Annotated in this window: 9 protein-coding genes; 6 read left to right on the top strand and 3 right to left on the bottom strand. The window is 67.2% G+C overall.

The genetic code is table 11. The features are described from left to right. Positions 1–35 precede the first annotated feature (35 nt). Positions 36–3038 carry an Ig domain-containing protein gene (locus tag B9P64_RS08975; RefSeq protein WP_139826219.1) on the top strand — a complete coding sequence of 1001 codons (3003 nt, stop codon included), beginning with the start codon at positions 36–38 and terminating at the stop codon, positions 3036–3038. Then, positions 3035–5320: a hypothetical protein gene (locus B9P64_RS08970; protein WP_085315866.1), complete on the top strand. Its 2286-nt coding sequence runs from the start codon at positions 3035–3037 to the stop codon at positions 5318–5320. Before B9P64_RS08975 ends, B9P64_RS08970 begins: the two co-directional genes overlap by 4 nt. Positions 5321–5328: 8 nt before the next feature. Here B9P64_RS08970 and B9P64_RS08965 read toward each other — a convergent pair whose 3' ends face one another. Together B9P64_RS08965 and B9P64_RS08960 are read right to left on the bottom strand one after the other, a co-directional pair. After that, positions 5329–6321: a DUF72 domain-containing protein gene (locus B9P64_RS08965; protein ID WP_085315865.1), complete on the bottom strand. Its 993-nt coding sequence runs from the start codon at positions 6319–6321 to the stop codon at positions 5329–5331. Between the two features lie 18 nt (positions 6322–6339). Further along, positions 6340–6705 (bottom strand): hypothetical protein, encoded by a 366-nt coding sequence (locus B9P64_RS08960; RefSeq protein ID WP_085315864.1) that lies wholly within the window; start codon positions 6703–6705, stop codon positions 6340–6342. Between the two features lie 164 nt (positions 6706–6869). Here B9P64_RS08960 and B9P64_RS08955 point away from each other — a divergent pair, with 164 nt between their 5' ends. Next, positions 6870–8282 carry an eCIS core domain-containing protein gene (locus B9P64_RS08955; RefSeq protein WP_085315863.1) on the top strand — a complete coding sequence of 471 codons (1413 nt, stop codon included), beginning with the start codon at positions 6870–6872 and terminating at the stop codon, positions 8280–8282. Between the two features lie 7 nt (positions 8283–8289). Here the strand turns inward: B9P64_RS08955 and B9P64_RS08950 are convergent, their stop codons facing one another. Next, entirely contained in the window at positions 8290–10392 is a 2103-nt protein-coding gene (locus B9P64_RS08950; protein WP_085315862.1) for an ATP-dependent helicase, read from the bottom strand. A 112-nt stretch (positions 10393–10504) separates the two neighbouring features. Here B9P64_RS08950 and B9P64_RS08945 point away from each other — a divergent pair, with 112 nt between their 5' ends. From B9P64_RS08945 to B9P64_RS08940, 3 genes are all read left to right on the top strand, one after another. Next, positions 10505–11383, top strand: coding sequence for a DMT family transporter (locus B9P64_RS08945; RefSeq protein WP_085315861.1), 879 nt, complete (start codon positions 10505–10507; stop codon positions 11381–11383). A gap of 220 nt (positions 11384–11603) precedes the next feature. Then, the gene (locus tag B9P64_RS24310) at positions 11604–12659 is read left to right on the top strand and encodes a hypothetical protein (RefSeq protein WP_139826218.1); all 1056 of its coding nucleotides are present in this window, start codon (positions 11604–11606) and stop codon (positions 12657–12659) included. Between the two features lie 196 nt (positions 12660–12855). Next, entirely contained in the window at positions 12856–13932 is a 1077-nt protein-coding gene (locus B9P64_RS08940; RefSeq protein WP_085315860.1) for an aromatic ring-hydroxylating dioxygenase subunit alpha, read from the top strand. The last annotated feature ends 48 nt before the right edge of the window (positions 13933–13980 follow it).

Below are 13980 nucleotides of genomic sequence, written 5' to 3'. Positions count from 1 at the left end.
ACGCCATGAACCAGAAATTGCCGCAGGAGCCCCAGATGCCATCGCCCCGCCCGGATCGATCCGCGCCGCCCGCCGCCGCGCCGGCGGCGCACGCACCGGCCGCCTCCCGGCCAGCGCCGCGCCGGCCCGGCCTGCGCCCGCTGCTGCTCGGCGCCGGCGTGCTGGCCGGCGTGGCTGGCGTGATCGCGGCGGCGCTGATCGGCCGCGCCACGGCGGCGGATGCGGCGCCGGCGGTTGCCGCGCCACCGCCGGCCGCAGCGCCAGCCTTGCCCGCCACCGCCACGCCCGCCACCACCGCGCCGCCCACGCCGCCCGCGCCCACACCGGCCACGCCCGCACCGGCCGCCGCAACGTCCGCTCCCGCAGTCGCCTCCCCAGCCGCCGACGCCGCCGCCACCGACCTCAACGCCTGCGGCCAGCCCGGCGCGGCCGCCGCCTATTGCGCCAATCCGCCGACCGGCGCGGTGCGGCTGGTGGTCGAGTCGGTCGGGCTGCCCAGTGCCACCGTCGGCAAGGCCTATGAGCGCCGGCTGCTGGCCGGTGGCGGCACGCCGGGCTATCGGTTTGCGCCCGACGGCGCGCTGCCGCCCGGCCTCGAACTGGCGCCCGACGGCCGGCTGGTCGGCACGCCGACCGGCGCCGGCAGCTATCGCTTTGCGGTGCGCGTGACCGACAGCGCCACGCCGCCCGGCAATGCGCGCCAGAGCTATTCGCTGCGGGTGCTGGCGCCGCCGCGCGCACCGGCATCCGCGCCGGCCGCCGCGCAGCCGGCGCCGCTGACCCTGCCCGGCGCCGGCGATGTCGCGCTCGACGGCCTGCGCCTGCGCGAAGCCCTGGCCTGGCAGCTCGACGCGGCCGACATCGAGGCGCTCATCAAGGGCGAAGCGGCGGCGCCGGCCGCAAACGCCGCCAACCCCGCCGGCAGCGATCCCGCCGCCGCGCCGGCCCCGCCCGCGCCGCTCGGCGCGCGCGACCAGCAGGCCCAGGAAATCCTCAACCGCCTGCTCGGCGTCGAATTCCCGACCGAGGCGCAATTCGCCAGCAGCCTCGACGACGTGGCCTGCGACTACGCGCGCGGCGTGTTCGCCGAGGAACTCAACTGGCCGCTGGCCGCCGTGCTGGCGCGCCAGCGCTATTGCAAGGCGCGCGGCGCGCTCGACGGTCCGGCCGCCTCGGGACTGCTGCCGGCCAATGCCGGCGATGCGCGCGCCGCCATGCCCGAGGGCGTGGCCGCGCCGGCCACCGACACCGGCCCGGCCGGCGCCAGCCTGCGCTCGCCGCGCAGCCGGCTCACGGTCGACGAACTGGTGCGCGACATCCTCCCCGACGACCTGCGGCGCGCCGTGGTGCAGCGCGCGATGAAGCGCCACGCCTTCCCGTCCGAGCTGGCGGCGGCCGATCTGTGGCAGGCCAGCGCCGGCTGCGACTGCGTGCCCGAAGGGCTCAAGAGCCTGACCTACGGCTTCTTCCCGTTCTGGAACCGCGATCCCAAGGCGCCGGCGCCGACGCTGGACTTCCGGGTGTTCAAGCGCATCGGCTATTTCGCGCTGCCGTTCGACGAGGACGGCCAGCTCACGCCGCCGGCGCGCTGGCAGGACGCGGTCACCGGCGCGGTGCGCACCGCGCGCCGCTACGGCAGCGCGATGGATCTGGTGCTCTACCGCAGCCAGTGGGGCGACCTCAAGCGCCTGCTCGCCGGGCCCATGACCGTGACCGGCGGCGGCAGCGAGGCCACCGCCGGCGCGCCCGCCGACGCCGGCGCCAGTGCCGCCGGCGCCAGGCCCGCCGCCGCAAAACCCGCCGCCAAACCCTCGGTGCTGCCGGCGCCGCTGGCCGCACTGATCGGCAGCGATCCCAACCTCCAGTGCGATCCGATGCCGGCCGGCGATCCGGTGCTGCGCACGCCGCGCGCGATCGCCAATCTGGTCGATCAGGCCATGCGCATCGTCGAGACGCCGCTGACCGATCCGGCCTCGAACCTGGAGCGCCATGTGCCCTTCTTCACCGCGCCGGGCGGCTCGGCCGATGGCATCACGCTGTTCTTCGAGCCGCCGCCGGCGCGCGATCCGGCCGCGCCCATCGTGGCCGGCGGCGCTGGCGGCAGCGGCAAGACGAGCGCCGCCGCGCCCTACACCGCGCCGGCCGACTGGCGCCGCTTCATGCGCGCCTTCATGCCGGCGCTGATCGCCCGCATGCAGGCCGCCGACCGGCCGCTGGCGCTCAACCTGGTCATCCCCGACCGGCTGCTCGGCGACCGCGACGCCGATCCGGCCGACGCGGACGCGGCCGGCGGCTACGACTTCGCCAGCCTGCTCGACTGGATCAAGCTGGCCGAGCGGCCGTCGATGCGCGGCGACCGCATCTGCTACGCCGGCAGCGACTACCGCGGCAGCACCCGGCTGACGCTGCAATTCCTGGTGCTCATGACCGAGCCGACCAAGTTCACCAAGAAGGAGCTGCGCCGCAAGATCGACCTGTCGACCGCGCTGTCGGGCAGCAACCGCACGGTGGTGAGCCGCAAGCTCATCCCGATCCTCACGCCCGGCACCTACGGCAAGCCGGGCAGCGCCATCGTCGACGACGAGGTGCAGCTGCTCGACGATCTGGCCTATGCGCAGAACAACTTCGGCGGCGTGGGCTTCTGGGCGCTGCCGCTCGCGGCCCACGGCATCGACCTGCCGGACAAGCTGGTCGAGACCTTCGTCGACAGCCGGCGGCGCGGCGACAACGCGGTCTGCGGCCTGCTCTGCCCCAACCGCTGGCCTCTACGCATCGCGGTCGAGGCGCTCGGCGTGCTGGAGCTGGCCGGCTTTGCGCTGTACTGGGCGGTGTGCCGGGTGCAGCGCTGGGGCCGGCGCTATCTGCTCGGGCTGATGCTGGGCGGCATCGTCTTCACCGCGCTGGCGCTCGGCATGCTCAGCTGCGATCCGGCGCTGGCCGGCGTGCGCGAAGGCAATGCGCCCTTCATCGCGCTGATCGCGGCGCTGCTGCTGTGGGCGCTGTACGAATACCTCAATCCGCGCACCGAGCAGCCATGAACGAGCCTCTGCATCCCCCGGCCACGGCCGACCGCGATCCGCGCCAGCCGGCGGCGCTGGCCACGCCGGGCACGGCCGGCGGCAGCGGCGCCGGCCGCAGCCACGCCGCCCAGCGCGCGCTGGCCGAGCGCATCGACAGCAGTCCGCGCATGACCGCGCAGCGCGCCGCGCTGGGCCGGCTGCTGCCGACGGCCGGCGCGCCGGTGCAGGCCATGACCAGCATCGACGCCGGCCTGCTGCGGCGCCGCTTCGAGCGCGAGGCCGCCGCCCACGGCGCCGCCGAATACAGCCGACTGGTCGACTGGGATGCGCTGCTCGACGACAAGCACCGCTATTCGGAGGTGTTCGATCGGGTCGATGCGGCGGTCGCGGCATTCGCGCCCAAGCCGGTGTCGGACGGGCCGCCGTCGGCAACGAAGAAGAAGGCGCAGCCGCCGGCCGATCGGCTCAAGCGCGCCGGCCTGCCGATCAAGGACAAGCGGGCGCAGAGCAGCCTCGTCACCGGCATCGGCCAGGCGCCGGAAAGCGAAGCCGACGCCCCGATCCTGGAAGTCGTGCTGCCGCCGTCGACGGACGAGGAGGCGGTGAAGATCAAGGACGGCGACGGCGCGCTGCGCAACAACCTCAAGGTCGTCGCCACCGACAGCTCGCGCCACGGCAAGCCGCCGGAAGGCAAGGAACCCGAGCGCGCCGGCTACCTCGGGCTGGCCATCGTCTACTCGGGCGAGAACGACGCCGCCAATCTCGCCACCAGGTACGTGACCGGCAGCCAGCGCTGGCCCGAGGCCGAACGCCAGCGACGGCTCGGCGTGTCCTTCGGCATCAACAGCAAGCAGGCCTTCGACGGCAAGGCCAGCGACCAGGCCGACAAGGTGCGCGGCGTGGCCAAGGCAAGCGCCGCCAGCGTCGGCAAGCTGGTGTCGTCCGAGGTCAACGGCTTTACCTGGGGCTATTCGTACGAGCTCGACGGCATCGGCACCGTCACCACGCTGGAGCTGGGCCGGCTGATCGAGACCGGCAGCCACGGTGGCAAGACGCTGCGCTGGGTCTCGGTGGTCACGCCCGAATCGGACGAGGAGGACGCGCTGCCGGCCGAGCCGGTGCGCAGCACGGTGACCGACAAGGAGGCGATCCGCGCCGCCTTCAACCAGCAGCGCAACGACTACGGCGTGCCCTACGGCTTTCTGCGCGGGCTGGTCACCGACGAGACCGCCGGCCTCGAAGCGCATCTGACCCGCAACGGCGCCAAGCCGGTCTATCTGCATTCGCTCGATGCCGACGCGCCCGATTTCGAGACGCTCACGCGCGATCCGCAGGACGAGGAGCAGTGGCTGCCGGTGCTCGAAGCCTATGACCAGATCGTCGACGCCCGCCGCGCGACCGATCCGGACGCGCTGCCCGACATGGTGATCGGCGGCTACAACCTCACCGCCGACCCCGACCATTACGCCGAGCCCGACGACTACCGGCACACGGTGCGCTCCAACGCGGTCGATCTGGCGATCCGCCAGGCGGTGCACGAGGTCGCGCCGACGCTCACCTATCCGACCGAGCCCAACTTCCTCATCCGCAGCGACACCTATGCCGCCGCGCGCAAGAGCAAGACCGGCCGCGCGCCCAATCCCTGGGGCACCCAGCGCTCCGAGGGCCGGGCGGTCTACAACGCCGCCATCCGCGGACTGGCCGGGCGCGAGCGACCGATCGATGCGGTGTACGCGCCGCTCGCCTCGGTGCCGACCGGCATCGACGCCAATGGCGTGCGGCTGCGCGTCGAGGCGAGCAAGACCTACACGGCCGACTCGGTCGCCGCCGCGCCGCGCCGCAGCGCCGGGACCGCCGCCGCCGAGCAGTCGATCCCGCTCGACGACCAGTACGTGTTCCAGGCCCAGTCGTTCTCGGGCGCGAACCGGCTGGCGACGGCGCTGGCGGCCGCGCTCGAAGCCGCAGGGCTGAACAACCTGAAGGGCAGCGACTCTCCCCTGGACAAGGATCTGATGATCGAAGCCTTCAGTGAGGTGGAGACGATGGTGTTCGAGGTGTTCGGTAGCCGGCCGCCTGCCGAGCCGGATTACACCGTCGCCCAAACGCTCGATCAGCGCACCGGCTTGGCGCTGCGCGCCCTCAACGCCAAGAGGAAGAATGAAGAACCAACCGGTGATGCAGACACCGCATACATGCTTGCGGTCGCGGCCCAGCTGGCCGCCGTGCCGCTGCTGAAGGCCATCCACGCCCGCCTGGTCGAACTGGTCGCCAACGAGGGCTGGAAGGCGCTGAGCGAATGACGCCGGCCTCAGCCGGCCAGCGCCTGCGCAAAGCCGAGCGCATTGCGCGGCCCCTGGTCCTCGCGATTGGTGTTGAACACCACATGCGTGCGCTTCGCATCGAGCGCGAGCAGCCGGGCGCGGTCGGCCAGCTCGGCCAGTTCGGCCGGCGAATACCGATAGTCGAAGCGCGCGCCGGAGCTGGCGGCGGCCGTGTTGGCCCAGGCCGCCTCGTTGCGGCCGTGCAGCCGCAGCATGGCCAGCTCGGGCCGGGTCACTTCCCACACGGCGGGCACGGTGTTGCGGTGGCCTTGCGGCCCGTCGACCACCACATTGACCAGCCCCAGCTCGCGCTCGAAGTCGAGCGTGGCGGCGGCGCTGCGGCCATCGGCGAACCAGCTGCGGTCGCGGAATTCGACCGCCATGGGCGGGATCGGCGCGGCGCCGGCGGGCGCGGCGGGCGGCGCGTCGAACAGGCCGGGCTGGACCGTCGCCGGCGGCGCGGCGGTGGGCCAGTGCTCATGCAGGCTTTGCAGGCAGTGCTGCACATGGGCCCGGCCGCGCGCATCGCCGTGCAGCTGCGGCCCGAACTGGAACAGCAGCGCGCCGAGCTTGCCGGCCGCCGCCAGCGGCGCCAGCGCCAGCGCCTGCCGGCGCCACAACTCGGCGCGGATCGCTGCCGGCACATCGCGATAGCCGAGCCGCGTGCCGGGCGCCGCGCCCAGCTCCGCGCGCAGATCGGCCGGCAGCGCCTCGGGCGCGGTCGCATGGCCGGTAAACAGCCGGAAGGCCTTGAAATTGAAGATGAAACCGGCCGGCGTGCGGTCGCGCCAGCGCTCGGTCCGGGCCGGCGTGGGCAGCGCATACCAGCTCGCATCCACCTCGACCAGCGGAAACACCGAGGCGTAATGCGCAAGCCGCGCCTCGGCGCTGTCGCAGCCGGGCGGATAGAAGCGGCCGGTGGCGATCAGCCCGGGCGCGGCCCAGGACGCGGTGCCGACCAGCAGGCTGGCGGCGTTCATGGCAGGCGCGCGCCGGCGTCAGAGCGTCGCGGCGAGCGCCGCATCGACCGAATCGAGCGCGTCGTGAAAGTAGACGCAGACCGGCGGCGCGCCCGGCGCAAACCGGCGCGCGATCGCCACATAGGCATTGGGCGCGGCGCCCGGCGCGGTGGCCACGCGGTCGCGCAGCAGCAGCACCACGGTCGCGCCGTCGGCCGCCTCGATGACCTGACCGAGCGCCAGATTGGCCGGGCTCAGGTCGGGCGGCAGCACCAGCGGCTGGCCGTCGATGCTGACCAGCGTGGGTTCGTCGAGGCGCCAGAACTCGCGCTCGCCTTCGAGATAGACATCGACATGCAGGCTGGGCGGAATGCCGTAGCGATCGGCGTGGAGGGATTCGGACATGGCGGGCCTCTTGGAGTGGAAACCGCAAGTTACACCGGGCTCCGCCCGGCCCGCCGATCCCATTGGCCAAAGCCAATGCGAATCCAGCATCGATTGCAGCAAGATCTGCCAAGCCTGCGAATGGCACGGGCCGACGGCATTGAATCGCTCCGGAGATTTTCCAGATGAATGAAACCATTCACGCCAAGCAGCCGGTTGACGCAATTGCAGCGGCGGCGCGGCCATCGGCCGGCGCCGGCCGTGCCGGCATCGATTCAGCTGTGCAATTGCGCCTGATGGCGCTGGCCGAGGCCAGTCCGCGGGCGATGCAATTGCGCCACCTGCAAGCGCGTGCCGATGCCGGCGGCGCACCGCTCGCGCAATTGGCCGAATCGCGGCATGCCAACGACACCGGCTTGCCCGATCAGCTCAAATCGGGAATCGAATCGATGTCGGGAATCAGCCTCGACAGCGTGAAAGTGCATTACAACTCGCCCGAGCCGGCCCAGCTCAATGCTCATGCCTATGCGCAAGGCAGCGAGATTCATCTGGCACCGGGTCAGGAAAAACATTTGCCGCATGAGGCCTGGCATGTGGTGCAGCAGGCCCAGGGCCGGGTTCAGCCCACGCGGCAGATGAAGGGCGGCCCGTCGGTCAACGACGACCGCGCGCTCGAAGCCGAGGCCGATGCGATGGGCAGCCGCGCACTCGCCACCGTCGGATCGGGCGACTTGGCCGGCCAGCGTGGCGCCAGCGGCGGAGCCGCGCCGGTCCAGCGAGTGGCGGTCGATTTCGGGCATGTCGACCAGGACGAGGACGATGGCCATGTGGATGGCGAGCCGCAAAGGGCACGCCTGCCGGTCGAAGGCGATCTCGAAGGGCCGACGCGCCAAAGCTATGAATCGCAGATCGAGGGCAACCCGCAACGGTATGCCGTCTATTACGGCGAATCGGAAGAAGCCACGCTCGGCGGCGGCAGCTCGGACGAGGAATCGGTTCATGCCAGCGACGACGAGGCCAGCGATCCCGATTATTCGGACACCGTCCATTTCGGCTTTGGGCGCGACAAATTGCGCGACGGTGGCGGGCGAGTGCCCGGTTATCGCCGGCTGAGGGAACATCGCCATCATCCCTATGCCAGAAATGGCAAGACATTCGACTCAGGCGTGAATGCGCCGATCCAGATGGTATTGAAGAATCTGACCATGCGCTCCGACCGCAGCGGTCCTTATCCTTTCGATTACACACTGGGCGGCAATTTCAATATCGATTTCTCGAACAATGTGGGCGCCGGCAACAAGAATCCGATTCTGGGCGGCACGCAGGTCGATCTGACCACCGGCGTCAATCAGGCGGTCAATCCCAAGTCGGGCATGACGCGCAACGGCAGAATCGTGAAGATCGCGCCGAACGGCAGCCGGGCTCAGCATTTCTCGATGGCCGACCGCATCAATCCCGGGGCCGCTGCGATACGCGCCGGCAAATGGACCTGGCATCACCTCGACGCGCCCTATCACATGGTTCTGGTCGACTCGAATGTGCACAACCCGGGCTATGGCGGCTTCTTCCATTGGGGCGGCATGGCGTTCTGGACCTGAGCCGGCCTCAGCTCCAGCGGCCGCGCAGCCGCGCCGCCACATCCACCACCGGGCGCCTGGCGGCTTCGCGCGCCAGCGCCGCCGCCTCACGCGACAGCGGCGACGGCGGCGGCCAGCTGGCCTGCTCGAACAGCGCGAGCAGCCCGGCCGGCACGAAGCGCGTGCGCGCCGCCAGCACATGGCGGTCGCCGCCGGGCGCCTGCTGGGTCACATGAAAACGCTGCGGCACGACCAGATGCAGCGCGTCCTTCGCGCGCGTCATGGCGACGTAGAGCAGCCGGCGCTCCTCCTCGATCTCGGCCTCGGAGCCGGTCGCCATGTCGGACGGCAGGCAGCCGTCGACCGCGTTGAGCAGATGCACCGCCTCCCATTCCTGGCCCTTGGCGGAGTGGATGGTGGACAGGATCAGGTAGTCGTCGTCGCGCAGCGGCACGCCCGATTCGTCGCTGCTGGCATCGGGCGGGTCGAGCGTGAGTTCGGTCAGAAAGCGCTCGCGGTTGCGATAGGTGGCGGCGATGGATTCGAGCTGGAGCAGGTCGGTCTCGCGCACGGCGGCGTCGTCGAAGCGGCGCTCCATCAGCGGCGTGTACCAGCGGCGGATCTGCTCGACTTCGGCCGGCCAGCCGGCGGGCGTGCGCAGCGCCTGCATCAGCGCGCGCAGCCCGGCCCATTCGCCGGCCGCCGCTGCCGACGGCTCGAACACATCGAACGCCAGCCACGGCGTCGCGCTCGCATCCATCGCGTCCAGCACCTTGCCCGCCGTCGCCGGACCGATGCCCGCGAGCATCTGCATCACGCGGAAGCCCGCAAGCCGGTTGCGCGGGTTGTCGGCCCAGCGCAGCACGCTCAGCAAATCCTTGATGTGCGCCGCCTCCAGAAACTTGAGCCCGCCGAACTTCACGAACGGGATGTTCCGGCGCGTCAGCTCGATCTCCAGTTGCGCGCTGTGGCTTGAGCTGCGGAACAGCACCGCCTGCCGCTTGAGCGGCGTGCCGGTTTCGCGCCGCTCAAGCACCGCGCCGGCCACATAGCGCGCCTGCTCGGCCTCGTCGTAGACGGTGACGATGCGCGGCCGCGCGGTCGATTCGCGCTCGGTCCACAGGTTCTTGGTGAAGCGCTCGGCAGCGAGGCCGATGACCGCATTGGCCGCGTCGAGGATGGGCTTGGTCGAGCGGTAATTGCGGTCGAGCGTGACCACGCGCGCGGCTTCAGCGAACTGCGCCGGGAAGTCGAGGATGTTGCGCACCGTCGCGGCGCGGAACGAATAGATGCTCTGCGCATCGTCGCCGACCACCGTCAGCCCGCGCCCGTCGGGCCGCAGCGCCAGCAGGATCGCGGCCTGGAGCCGGTTGGTGTCCTGGTACTCGTCGACCAGCACATGGTCGAAGCGCGCCGCCACCTCGGCGGCCAGCTCCGGCACCTCCATCAGCTGGGCCCACCACAGCAGCAGATCGTCGTAATCGAGGATGTTCTGCGCCTGCTTGGCCACCACGTAGGCGCCGAACAGCTTCTTCAGGTCGGCCTCCCATTCCAGGCACCACGGGAAGGACGCCTTCAGCACCGCGTCGAGCTCGTCGGTGGTGTTGACCACGCGCGAATAGATCGCGAGGCAGCTGCCCTTGGTCGGAAAGCGCCGCGCCTTGGCCGAAAACCCCAGCTCATGCCGCGCCAGATTGAGCAGATCGGCCGAGTCCTCGCGGTCGTGGATGGTGAAGGTCGGCGCCAGGCCGATGCGCTCGGCGAAGTCTCGCAGCAGCCGCGCGCCGATGGCGTGGAAGGTGCCGGCCCAGTCGAGGCAGCTCTCGGCGGCATCGCTGCGCAGGCCGAGGCGACGGCTGAGCAGCCGGCTCACGCGGCGCGTCATCTCGGCCGAGGCGCGGCGCGAGAAGGTGAGCATGAGGATGCGGCGCGGGTCGGCACCGTTGGCGACCAGATGCGCGACCCGGTGCGCGAGCGTGTTGGTCTTGCCCGAGCCGGCGCCGGCAATGACCAGCAGCGCGGCGCGTTCATGCGCGCGCGCGGCGCCGATGCCGTATTCGACCGCCTCGCGCTGGGCCGGGTTGAGGGTGGCGAGCGGATCGGTGTCGGCGGCGGGACGGGAGCTGGACATTTTTGCGGCGGCGTTGGGGTACTGAGGAAATATACAGCCCGAAACTGCAAGCGCAGCCGGCGCAGCGCACCGCCCGGAGATACTCGGCGCCCGTCAATCGCCGCGCCGCGTCATGAACACCGCCAACCTCGTCCGCCTGCTCTGCCTGTCCGCCATCTGGGGCGCGTCGTTTCCATTCATGCGCATCTGCGCGCCGGTGCTGGGGCCGGGGCTGCTGGCGTTGAGCCGCATCGCGCTCGGGGCGCTGTTTCTGTGGGGCGTCGCGCGCTGGCAGCGCAAGCCGCTCGGGCTGGCCGCGCACTGGCGGCATTTCGTGTTCCTGGGCTTCATCAACACCGCCCTGCCCTTCGTGCTGATCGGCGTGGCGGCCAAGGTGATTCCGACCGCGCTGCTCGCCATCCTCAACGCCACCGCGCCAACCTGGGCCACGCTCATCGGCACCGCGATGACCGGCACCCGCCTCGCGCCGAGGACGCTGCTCGGGCTGGCTTGCGGCGTGGTCGGCGTGGCGCTGATCGCCGGCGTGGAAAGCCTGCATCTGCCGGCGGGCGCCGGGCTGGCGATCCTCGCCTCGCTCGGCGCCGCCTGCTGCTACGGGATTGCGTCGGTCTATGCCAGGACGGCGCGCGCCGTGGAACCGGTGGCGAATGCGAGCGGAAGCATGTGGGCCGCGACGCTGTTCGCGCTGCCGATGGCCTTTGCGGCGCCGCTGCCGGCGGCCGTGCCGGAATGGCATGTGCTGGCGATCGTCGCGGCGCTGGGCGTGCTGTGCAGCGGGCTGGCCTATCTGCTGTATTTCCGGCTCGTCGCCGAGGTGGGCGCGGCGTCGGCGCTGACGGTGACGTTTCTGGTGCCGGTGTTCGGGACGGTTTGGGGGGTGATGTTTCTGGGCGAGGCGGTGGGTTGGCACACGGTGGCTGGGAGCGGGTTGGTGCTGGCTGGGACGGGGTTGGTGACGGGGTTTACCTTACCGATCAATCGATCAGCCTAGAAAATCTGAGGCGATTAAATAATGCAGCCCTAATCGCACGGAAGAGCTTCATATCCTTATGAATTTTATTATTGCAATGCCAAATTTTAATAATCACACACTCAACCAGTTCAAAATTTTAATAGAAAGTGCATTACCGTTTTCAATAAAAGAAATTTGTGAAAATATTCACGAAGCATTCACCAGAAAAAATTTATAATTTAATATTACAGGAGAAGAAATGAACAAGAACGAATACATCGGACAAAGCAAGACATCTCCGCAATATGCCGTAGCATTACCCTGCACGCAAGAAGATTTCAGTAGCTTCATCAAGAGTCTATTAGGCAAACCGCAAACAATATCAAAAGGTTTTTACGGGCATTTTGAACTCAAACATACAGATATTGCCAATACACATCAACTCATTACCCAACGAATTGCACAGCAAAATGAATCGCATTTGCTGCAATTCACAGCAAGGCTTATTTATGATGACAATAGTTCAATTTTATTAACCAGCCTCCATGATTTTCAGACTTATTCCGAAGTTCGTCCACTCATTGCAACGCAAGTGCATCTATCATGGCAATTTCTCGTCACCTTTCGAGACAGAACAACTCCGGAAAAACAAGATATTGACATTTCGTTTATAACCAAACTAGAAGGCGCCATTAAATTATTTTCATCATCAGACTCACCCGTAATCCCTCTATCAAAATTTATCGGCGGAGGAGGAGCAACCTTTAGAATTAAACACACAGCCAGAACATGGGGCGCAGATATAGAAGCCTTATTGTCCGGCCACATCGAACATATATTTCACCCCAAAAACGATTTACAGCAATTTTGTCAAAGACACAGTGGGAAAATCGCCCTGCTTTCAGGATGCGCATTTTTTATTGGATCTATAAGCACTTGCATACAACAAGCCATTTCACTCAAGACAGAACAACTAAAAGAAATCAACAACATAATCGCCACCAATACACAACCCGAAAAAATCGATCACATCCTAAAGATGATCGCCAATGGAACATGGCAAAGCTTCTACACCACCGCAACACTCTTTGCACTAACGTCAGGAATACTCACCATCGGCATTATGCTCTGGGTGGGAACAACAGCTGGACGACACCAGCAAAGTCATATCTTACTCACAAAAAAATCCGAGCAATATAAAGAAAAATGCGATCGCCAACAAAAAATCAATTGGCTCTCATTCATTGGCTCGATTTCGTTTAGCCTTATAACTGGAATTTTAGGAAACATTATTTTTGAAAAAATCTGGCATTAAGTGGCACGCTTACTGCTTTTCAAAAATTAGAGAGTAGAAGCGTTCACCGTCCCGTCACCGCCGCGCACAACACAAGTGCATTCGCGTCGGTTCCCACCGCGAGACGGCCGGAAATTGCTCTTGAAGCGCCCCAAGGCTGTGCCGCGCAATGCGGCCAGCCGGGGGCTGATTCCCCACTTCAAGATGCGAGGCATTCATGCTGACCACCCGGCAACCCATCTTTCGCAAGTTCTGGCATGCAGTCATGCCGATCAGCCAGCTGGCTGACGGCCCCAAGCCATTCACCCTGCTCGGCGAAAAAATCGTTCTTTTCCTCGATGAAAACGGCGAGCCCGCCGCACTCAAGGACCGCTGCTGCCACCGCACCGCAAGGCTTTCAATGGGCTTCTGCCCGTCGGAAGGCAAGCTCAAGGGCGCGCTGCAATGCGGCTATCACGGCTGGGCCTACGACCGCGCCGGTCGCGTCATCCATATTCCGCAACTCGAAGATGGCAAGCCGGTGCCGGACGGCTATTGCACGCCGGCCTATCGCTGCGTGGCCAGATACGGCTATGCCTGGGTCGCGCTCGACAAGCCGATTGCCGACATTCCGCCGGTGCCGGAATTCGACGATCCGGCATTCCGCACCATCTTCCAGTTCTACGAGACCTGGAATACCAGCCCGATGCGTGCGCTGGAAAACTCCTTCGACAATTCGCATTTCAGCTTTGTGCATCGGGCCACGTTTGGCGTGTTCGATCAGCCCAGGCCGAGCAAGTACGAGCTGGTGGAAAACGATGCCGGCTTTTGCGCCGAGACGATCATCGCGGCGGCCAATCCGGCCAAATACCATCGCATCAGTGGCGTGACCGATGCCGTGACCACGCGCCACATGCGCAATGCCTATTTCACGCCGTTCTCGCGCCGGCTCGATATCGAATATCCGTCGGGCGTGCGGCACATCATCATCAATTGCTTCACGCCGATCGACGACGAGCATATTCAGCTGTGCCAATGGCTGTTTCGCAATGACCGCGAAGAGGATTGCCCGGCGCAGATGCTGATCGAATTCGACGAGATCATCACGCGCGAGGACAAGGAGATTCTCGAATCGACCGATGCCGATGCGGTCATCGACATGCGCCGGCGCGGCGTAGAGTTTTCGATGCCGAGCGACAAGCCCGGCATGCTCATTCGCAAGAAGCTGATGGAATTGCTCGCGCGCTCGGGCGAGCAGGAAATTCATCGCGGCAATGCGAATGAACAGGCGGTGATGCCACCCATCACCGGCTGAGCCTCGGCCCGCACTGCGGGCCATTCCCTTTCCGTTTTCCGCTCGACG

This window comes from Derxia lacustris, from assembly GCF_002105195.1.
In the GTDB taxonomy this organism is placed as follows: Bacteria; Pseudomonadota; Gammaproteobacteria; order Burkholderiales; family Burkholderiaceae_E; genus Derxia; species Derxia lacustris.
Note: the sequence above shows the minus strand (reverse complement) of the source record. Positions and strands in the feature narration are given on the sequence as shown.

Coding starts and splice junctions, on each gene's coding strand:
- B9P64_RS08975 (WP_139826219.1), top strand. CDS start 36: ATGCCATCGCCCCGCCCGGATCGATCCGCGCCGCCCGCCGCCGCGCCG.
- B9P64_RS08970 (WP_085315866.1), top strand. CDS start 3,035: ATGAACGAGCCTCTGCATCCCCCGGCCACGGCCGACCGCGATCCGCGC.
- B9P64_RS08965 (WP_085315865.1), bottom strand. CDS start 6,321: ATGAACGCCGCCAGCCTGCTGGTCGGCACCGCGTCCTGGGCCGCGCCC.
- B9P64_RS08960 (WP_085315864.1), bottom strand. CDS start 6,705: ATGTCCGAATCCCTCCACGCCGATCGCTACGGCATTCCGCCCAGCCTG.
- B9P64_RS08955 (WP_085315863.1), top strand. CDS start 6,870: ATGAATGAAACCATTCACGCCAAGCAGCCGGTTGACGCAATTGCAGCG.
- B9P64_RS08950 (WP_085315862.1), bottom strand. CDS start 10,392: ATGTCCAGCTCCCGTCCCGCCGCCGACACCGATCCGCTCGCCACCCTC.
- B9P64_RS08945 (WP_085315861.1), top strand. CDS start 10,505: ATGAACACCGCCAACCTCGTCCGCCTGCTCTGCCTGTCCGCCATCTGG.
- B9P64_RS24310 (WP_139826218.1), top strand. CDS start 11,604: ATGAACAAGAACGAATACATCGGACAAAGCAAGACATCTCCGCAATAT.
- B9P64_RS08940 (WP_085315860.1), top strand. CDS start 12,856: ATGCTGACCACCCGGCAACCCATCTTTCGCAAGTTCTGGCATGCAGTC.